Origin of the sequence: Nocardioides lacusdianchii, from assembly GCF_020102855.1 — a bacterium.
Lineage (GTDB): Bacteria > Actinomycetota > Actinomycetes > Propionibacteriales > Nocardioidaceae > Nocardioides > Nocardioides lacusdianchii.
In genome coordinates this window covers 1-7,060 of sequence record NZ_JADHZD010000035.1, presented here as the reverse complement: position 1 = coordinate 7,060, position 7,060 = coordinate 1, and the positions used below count along the sequence as shown (strand labels likewise).

At 66.8% G+C, this 7,060-nt stretch carries 5 protein-coding genes; 1 reads left to right on the top strand and 4 read right to left on the bottom strand.

What is annotated here, in order from left to right; all coding sequences use genetic code 11:
- Positions 1-9: 9 nt before the first annotated feature.
- From IRX98_RS22315 to IRX98_RS22300, 4 genes are all read right to left on the bottom strand, one after another.
- A complete protein-coding gene (locus IRX98_RS22315) occupies positions 10-2,250 on the bottom strand; it encodes a S8 family peptidase (protein WP_224280542.1) in 2,241 nt (746 codons plus the stop codon).
- A gap of 5 nt (positions 2,251-2,255) precedes the next feature.
- Entirely contained in the window at positions 2,256-3,254 is a 999-nt protein-coding gene (locus IRX98_RS22310) for an AAA family ATPase (protein ID WP_224280540.1), read from the bottom strand.
- 255 nt (positions 3,255-3,509) lie between these two features.
- Entirely contained in the window at positions 3,510-4,154 is a 645-nt protein-coding gene (locus IRX98_RS22305; protein WP_191279959.1) for a response regulator, read from the bottom strand.
- On the bottom strand, positions 4,151-6,022 hold the full coding sequence (locus IRX98_RS22300) for a sensor histidine kinase (RefSeq protein ID WP_224280538.1): 1,872 nt from the start codon (positions 6,020-6,022) through the stop codon (positions 4,151-4,153). Before IRX98_RS22300 ends, IRX98_RS22305 begins: the two co-directional genes overlap by 4 nt.
- 155 nt (positions 6,023-6,177) lie before the next feature.
- On the opposite strand from IRX98_RS22300, the gene IRX98_RS22295 reads away from it, so the two are divergent.
- Entirely contained in the window at positions 6,178-6,846 is a 669-nt protein-coding gene (locus IRX98_RS22295) for a V-type ATP synthase subunit I domain-containing protein (protein WP_224280536.1), read from the top strand.
- Positions 6,847-7,060 lie beyond the last annotated feature (214 nt).

Here is a 7,060-nt window from a genome sequence, read left to right as displayed (position 1 = left end):
TCCGCGAGCTCACACTCGACCCCACCCGCGACTACCAGCCCACCGGACGGCCGCCCGGCCCCACAAAGCAATAGCCGGACCTACAACTTCGTAGGTCCGGCTATTCCAATGTCCTGAGACATCACACGACAGCGTGACCCGCATCCGAACCTGCGTCTCGCCGAGAGCCTCAAGCTCCCGGATCGGCCACGGCAGTTCGTGGACGTTCATTTCGCGCGTCTTGCCCGCTCTGCTGTTTCCTTCGCGTTCGTACGGACTGATGCGTGCCTCAGAAATCAAGGTCAACGCATCGGTGGCGCTGCGTACGGCGCGGGTCAGGTCGGGAACCCCCATCCCGTAACGACGCAGGAGCTTGGCCCGGGTTGCCTTGTTCGTGTCGGCCTCGAACTTGCCGAGCATCGGCTCGGTCCATTCCGCCGAGTGGACGATAAGGGCTCGCACCGTCTCCGGCCGCAGGTCGGGGTAGGCGGCGTATATGTCGGCGGCGATCGCCGATACCTGAGCGGTGGCCGCCGAGGTGTCTCGCGTCGTTGTGAAGTAGCCGCCGCCTGGATGTTGCTGTCGGGTGGTGAGAAGCGCCAGATTCTCCGGAGTGTCAACGGATGTCCGGTCCGGCGACGCGGCCACATTGCCTCCGTCGGCGACGATGTCAGGCTTGAAAGGCCACTTCGTAGGCTCGTAGGTGACCGAGGTCCGGCTGACCGGCGACAACTCGCCCCGCGACGCGACGGGAACGTAACCGGCGAAGTCCGCAGAAGCGTCCGACATGTCATCGCGGGCGGCGTAGGCGCCCACGGTAAGGGCGTTCCATGACTGGCCAGGGTCTTCGACCGGCTCGAGATCGCTGCGGTCGAGGTGGTCTTCAGCCGGATTGAGGTCATGGACCCTGATGTTGCCCGCCGACACCACGAACAGGCGAGGACGGCGCGGTTCGTCGCGGTCGAGGTAGGTGAACTTGGGGTCGGTGTCGTCGATGGCACGCCCGAACGCGAGCGCGTCGACGGTTGCGGACCATGAAGTTGGACGGCCGGCCTCGGGCGACGGTCCCGGAGTCGCCTCCGTATGGCTGAACGTCGTGTTGGGCGCCGTAACCGCAAGCATGAAGACCCGAGCGCGGTCGAACGCCTGGATTTCGGGGCGGTCGACAGAGCGGGCGGTGATCGCGCCATGAAGATCACGCTCGTTGTCAACCCCGTCTGGAAGCAGCTTGACCGACTCGAGCCGGTGCCGCAGCCGAACCGGCTGCCCGTCGACGATGGCCGCGTGGAGGTCGCCGAATAGTGCCAGCCCGGCCATCTCAGTGCCATGGGAATGCGTTGGTCCAGGGGCCCACTCGGGATCGGCGGTGTGAATGTCGCCGGCGTCTAAGGAGTCAGTCAGGAGCGGGTGACCGTCCTGGACGCCGGTGTCGAGGATGCATACGACCGGCGCGTCGGCGGCGGCCGGGTGCAGCCGGTTGCGGAGCTCCTCGACCCACTCGGCCTGTTCCCTTGCCGGCAACCCCGACACCAGGGCTCCGACCTCGTGCGGCCGGCGAAGTTCGGCAAGGTCGTCGAGGGAGTTGAACGTGTCGGCAAGCTGGCGGGCGCTGGCTCGCAGCAGCACGATGGTCCGGTCACCGAACCCGAGGTAGTGCGCGCTGGTTCGTAGGTCGTGGGTGGCCGCGTAGTCGCTGAAGCGAGTGCGCTCGTGACCGTCTCGACGACGTAGCCATACCTCCCACCACCGCATCTCATCCGGATCGGCCGGGAACTCCTCAGGAGGATCTGTCCAAAGCTCCTCGATGGTTGCCCGGCGAATGGCGGCGATCCCTTCGACGAGGGTGGCGTTTCGGGCCCGGTCCTCGTCCGCGGTCTCCACGTAGCGATTGAGCTTGTCGAGGAAGTACTGCTTCTTGCCGTCAGGGATGTAGACCGTGGCAACCTGCACCATCCCGTCAACGGTCTCCAATGCCTGAACTGCGACAAGTTCGGGCTGGTCCCCGGGGCGGTTGATGTCAAGGCTTTCGAAGGCGAGTTCCAGGCCCGCGAACGACAGGAACGAGACGTAGGTGCCCTCTCGTTCCGATTCGTGGGATGGCGCGGCCGTGGCAGTCTCGTACTCCTCGGTGAGCCTGGCGCCGTGAGCTCGGCGGTCGCCCGTGAACCGCGGTTCGCCGTCGTCGTTCCCACCGCCGGTGGAGGCGAGCGTGAACGGCTCTGGGTTGGGCCGAGTGGGCACAACGAGGTGCGGGCGGTCGCGCTGCGCCACGTTGACTACGCGATCTGGCCGCGACGGCCGTGGGTCCGAGAGCGTTCGGAGAGCGCAGCCACCAGATCGTCGGTGAGGATCCGCGTCCGTCCAGCAAGCACCGTGCGCTTGGCGGCATTCTCGGCCGCCGTCGCCACCTCTGCGTGACTTAGTCCCTCGCCGGCGGCAACGACGCGCTTCCAGCCCAGGTTGCCGGTCCGGAAGGACGCCAACCGATTCTCAAGCACCGCGCGGATGCTCACATCGTCCGGCAGCGTGAAGTCCATGACGGTGTCGAATCTGCGGAACAGGGCGTTGTCGAGCAGTTGAGGGTGGTTGGTAGCCGCGACAACGACGCTCTGCGAGGTGTCTTCTTCGAGGAACTGCAGAAAGGAGTTCAAGACTCGCCGTATCTCGCCGACATCGTTCGGTGCCGCACGGTCACCGGCAAGGGCGTCGACTTCGTCGAACAGGTACACACCGCGCGACTCGGTGAGAGCATCGAAGATGAGCCTCAGCTTCGCTGCCGTTTCACCCATGTACTTGGTGATGACCGAATCCAGGCGAATCGCAAAGAGTGGCAAGCCCAGTTCGCCAGCGATCACTCTCGCCGTAGAGGTCTTACCGGTGCCGGGAGGTCCGGTCAGCAGCACCCGGCGCGCCGGGTGGAGGCCGTGCCTCGCCAAGGTATCGCGCTGCCGCTGTTCGAGCAGGATGTGCTCTAGTCGTTCGTGCAGTTCCGCCGACAAAGTGAGGTCAGCGACACGGGCGTCCGGATAGGTGACCGTCAGTAACGAGCCGAGCTCACCGCGAGGCTGGGTGACCGGAACGACCGAGGCGACTCGGCTCGGGACGGGCTGTCGCTTGCGCAGGTCATCGACCAGGTCACGTAGCTCCTGAGCGAACTTTGACTGACCTGATCGAGCGGCCTTAGCCGCGACCTGGATGGCCACCGCGTAGAACTGGGGGTCGTCCCCGTCACCGTGACTTTTGACGAGCGCCTTGAGCTGATCATTAGTCGCCACGACCTGACCTCCCCTCGGCACGCGATCACCGCCCTGACCCGATTCGGCAGGCTATCGAGGACAGAGTATCCACCCAGCGGCCGGTCGCCGGCCGCGACTTGGTGAAACCCGGGATTCTCAGTAGTCCCGGAAGGAAGTGTCGCAGGGCTTGGTCGACGCTGGTCCGACTCTTCAGTGCTCGAGTGAAGCGACTGGCGACCGATTCCGTCAGCGGTCGATGCAGGAGCGCCGTACAAGGATCGTCTGACGGCACAGTCACTTGCCACCCCCCAGGCCCGCTTCGCGTGCCTTCACGATGGCCGCGGACCGGTCGGAGACCTGGAGCTTGTTGAGGACGTTGGATACGTGGTTGCGTACCGTCTTCAGGTTGATCATCAACTCGTGGGCGATGATCGAGTTGCCCTTGCCAGCAGCGACCAGCTCCAACACCTCGCGCTCGCGATCGGTCAGCGAGGGGAAAGCAGCTGCAGTGGATCCGGCGCCGCGGGCGAAGTGGGCGATGACACGTTGGGCGATCTCGCGGCCGAAGATCGCCTCGCCTGCCGCGGCGGCGCGGACCGCGCGCACGATCTCGTCCTGCTCTGCTCCCTTGAGGAGGTAGCCGCGGGCGCCGGCGCGCATCGCCGCGAAGACGGAGTCGTCGTCCTCGAACATCGTGAGGACGACGACCGCCGGGGCGAACGCGCCCCGGTTGATTCTTCGCGTCGCCTCGATGCCGTCCAGCTCGGGCATCCGCAGGTCCATCAGCACGACGTCGGGAGCCAGCTCTTCGGCAAGCTCCACGGCGCGTAGACCGGTTTCAGCCTCACCGACGATGTCGATGTCGTCGACGTCGGCGAGCATCAGCTCGAGGCCGCGCCGGTACGCCGGGTGGTCGTCGACCGCGAGCAGCCGGATCATCGCTCGACCCGGCTCTCCGCGCTCGCCGGAGGCTCCTCAACAGGCAGGACCGCACGCACGAGGAGGCCTCCTTCTCGCCGGTCGGAGATGTCGCAGGTGCCACCTAGCTCGGCGGCACGCTCGCGCATCGACGTCCACCCCACCCCGCTCGTAGTCGCCAGCGCTTGACCGCGCCCGTTGTCCGCGATGGTGAGTTCTAGGCAACCGTTCAAAGACACGTCGACCCGGCAGCGGCTCGCGCCAGCATGGCGGACGGCGTTTGTCATCGCCTCAGATGCTATTCGGAAGGCAGCGACCTCGACCGCCGCGGGCAGAGCGGGCAGCGGCTCCGGCCCGGACACCTCAATCGTCAGCCCCCCGGACAATGCCCCAGCGCGATGCCGGATCGCCGCAAGCAAGCCGACCTCGTCGATCGCCGGCGGCCTTAGGTCGTCGACGAGCCGGCGCACCTCCGCGATAGCGTCCTTGACCTCCTCGCGCGCCTCGGCAAGCAGTGCGGCGCGCGCGTCGACATCGGCGCGTGACTGCGCGGCGTTGAGCTTGAGCACGACGGCTGCCAGCGCCGGGCCGACCCCGTCGTGAAGGTCTCGGCGGAGCCGGCGGCGCTCCTCCTCGCGGCCGGCCACGATCCGCGAACGCGACTCGCGAAGAGCCTGGCCCTGTCTCTCCGATCGGACGAGGACCGCCGCATACCGGGCAAGGTCGCGGAGGAGAGCCAGATCCGCGGATGACAGCTCCCGCCCGTGCGGCACTGCCACCGCGAGATATCCGAAACCCTCGCCGCGATGCACCAGCGGCGTCCGGACGACACGATCGTCCGCGTCGCCGGGCCGGGTGTCCACCCACGCGCGATCGGCACGGAGAGCTTCGGCGATCGCATCAGTGACCGCGTCGGTGACCGGAGTGCCGAACGTGTCAGATGCTGCAGCGTCGGCCCGGTCGGCGAGCAGGCGGAGGGCTTGGTGCGGCTGGGACCTGTAGCCGTAGACCCACCGCTCGACCCGCCAGCCGAGCCAAGCGTAGGCCGGGTGCACCGCGACTGCGACCACGGCGACCGTGAGTAGGCCACCCAACGTGTCGTTTCCGCCGACGCGGGCGACAGCGAGGAGCAGCAGTGCGTACAACGCCACCACACCGACAACCAGGACGCCATAGGTGAGCGTGCGGCTGAGGACGAGCTGGATGTCGAAGAGGCGATAGCGCAAGATCGCGATCGTGATGGTGGCAGGCAGCGCAGTGCTGACACCGGTGAAAGCGGCAGCGGTAATCCAGGGAATGTCACTCAGCAGGAAGTGATTCGCCCACAGCAGGAGCAGCCCCAGCGGGACGGCCAGCGCACCCCAGACCAGCCACAGGAGTTGCAGCCTGGTCTCGCCCGCCGATGCCTTGAGCCGGCTGCGCACGGCGACAGCGGAGCCGAAGAACAGAAGTACGACGAGCAGCAGCCCGACCGTCCCGAGAACTGCCGACACCGCCGGCGATAGCCACGCCACCGGTGGGGCGAGCCCGTCGTGCTCCTGCCGGAACGTACTCCGGTCACCGGCCGCACCCACGAGAAGCAGCGCTGCGCCCGCCAGCCCAACACGGACCCAGAGCAGCCATCGACGTGACAGCGGACGCCCATCGGGCAAGACGTAGGCGATCAGGACCAACCATAGGAACAGGAATACCCAACCGCCGGCGAGCAGCTGGTCGGCAACCAAGGCCGCCGTGGTCGTGCTCGTGAACTCGGAGCCACCCAACAGCAGGCCCACCGACAGCCCGTGCGCTACCAGCAGGCAGCCGATCCGACGCTGACCACGCCGCACGAGCAGCAGACCAAGCGTGATCGGGACCACCGTCGCGAACACAACGGCCGTGAAGAACATGTCCACAGTCTGACGGCGCGGCAGCCTCCCGTCTGCAGTCCCGGGAACACCTCCCGGCCCACCCGGGACGGCAACCTCGTGCGCCCGGGCGACTCGACCGGAATGGTCGCGGTGTCGGCGATCCCCGCCGGCATCATGCGGAAGGGAGTGGCGAAATGCCTCGCAGCAAGTTCGAACGATTCCTGCCCTGGACGGGAGCGATCGCGGGCGCGGCCTGGATCGGGCAGATGTTCCTGTTCCAGACCGGCGACCAGGACTCACCCGGGACGATGACCACCGCGGTGATCCGCGATCACCTGGCCCTGAACTACGCAGCCATCGGCTGCCTGGTCGTCATGGCGATCGCGCTGGTCTTCTTTGCGACCGCGCTCCGCAGCCATCTCCGTGCGGGCGAAGCTGGCGAATCGACATACTCCAGCATCGTCTCTGGCGGCCTGTTGCTCGTCGCTGCCGGCCTCTCGCAGATGGTGATGTGGAACTGGGGTCTGATCAACGGAGCTGCGGACGCCAAAGACGACCAGGCCCTGGGAATCCTCAGCTTCGTGGGCTTCTTCGGGTTCGCCGGCATGGGCATTGGCATCGCCACCACCTTCCTTGGCGCCGGACTGGCCGGTCTGGCCAACGCCGTACTGCCGCGGTGGTTCGCGATCCTCACCCTCGTGCTGGGCGTACTCAGCGCCCTAGGCACCGCAGGCATCCCACCCGGTGGTCTGGTGAACTACCTGCTCCTCCCGCTGTGGCTCATCGCCGCCGCGATCATCCTCGCCCGACGGCAGGGCGAGGCCGACTTGTCGTTGAGCCTGATGGGCTCCGTCGTATCGTGACAGGACCCGCAAGCGCTCGAGTTGGTAGCCAGTCACAAGGCAGGCGCGATCCGCCCCCGCCCGTTGATGGATGGTCGGTGTCACCGCAAGAACCTCAAGCGGCTCGCACAGCAACTCAAAGCTGCGCTAGGTCGTCTCTGTCTCGCTAACCGGATGGGGATCCCGCACCGGGTCGCGTCGTACGTCAGCCTCGGACGTCGTTGCGCCCGCCGAT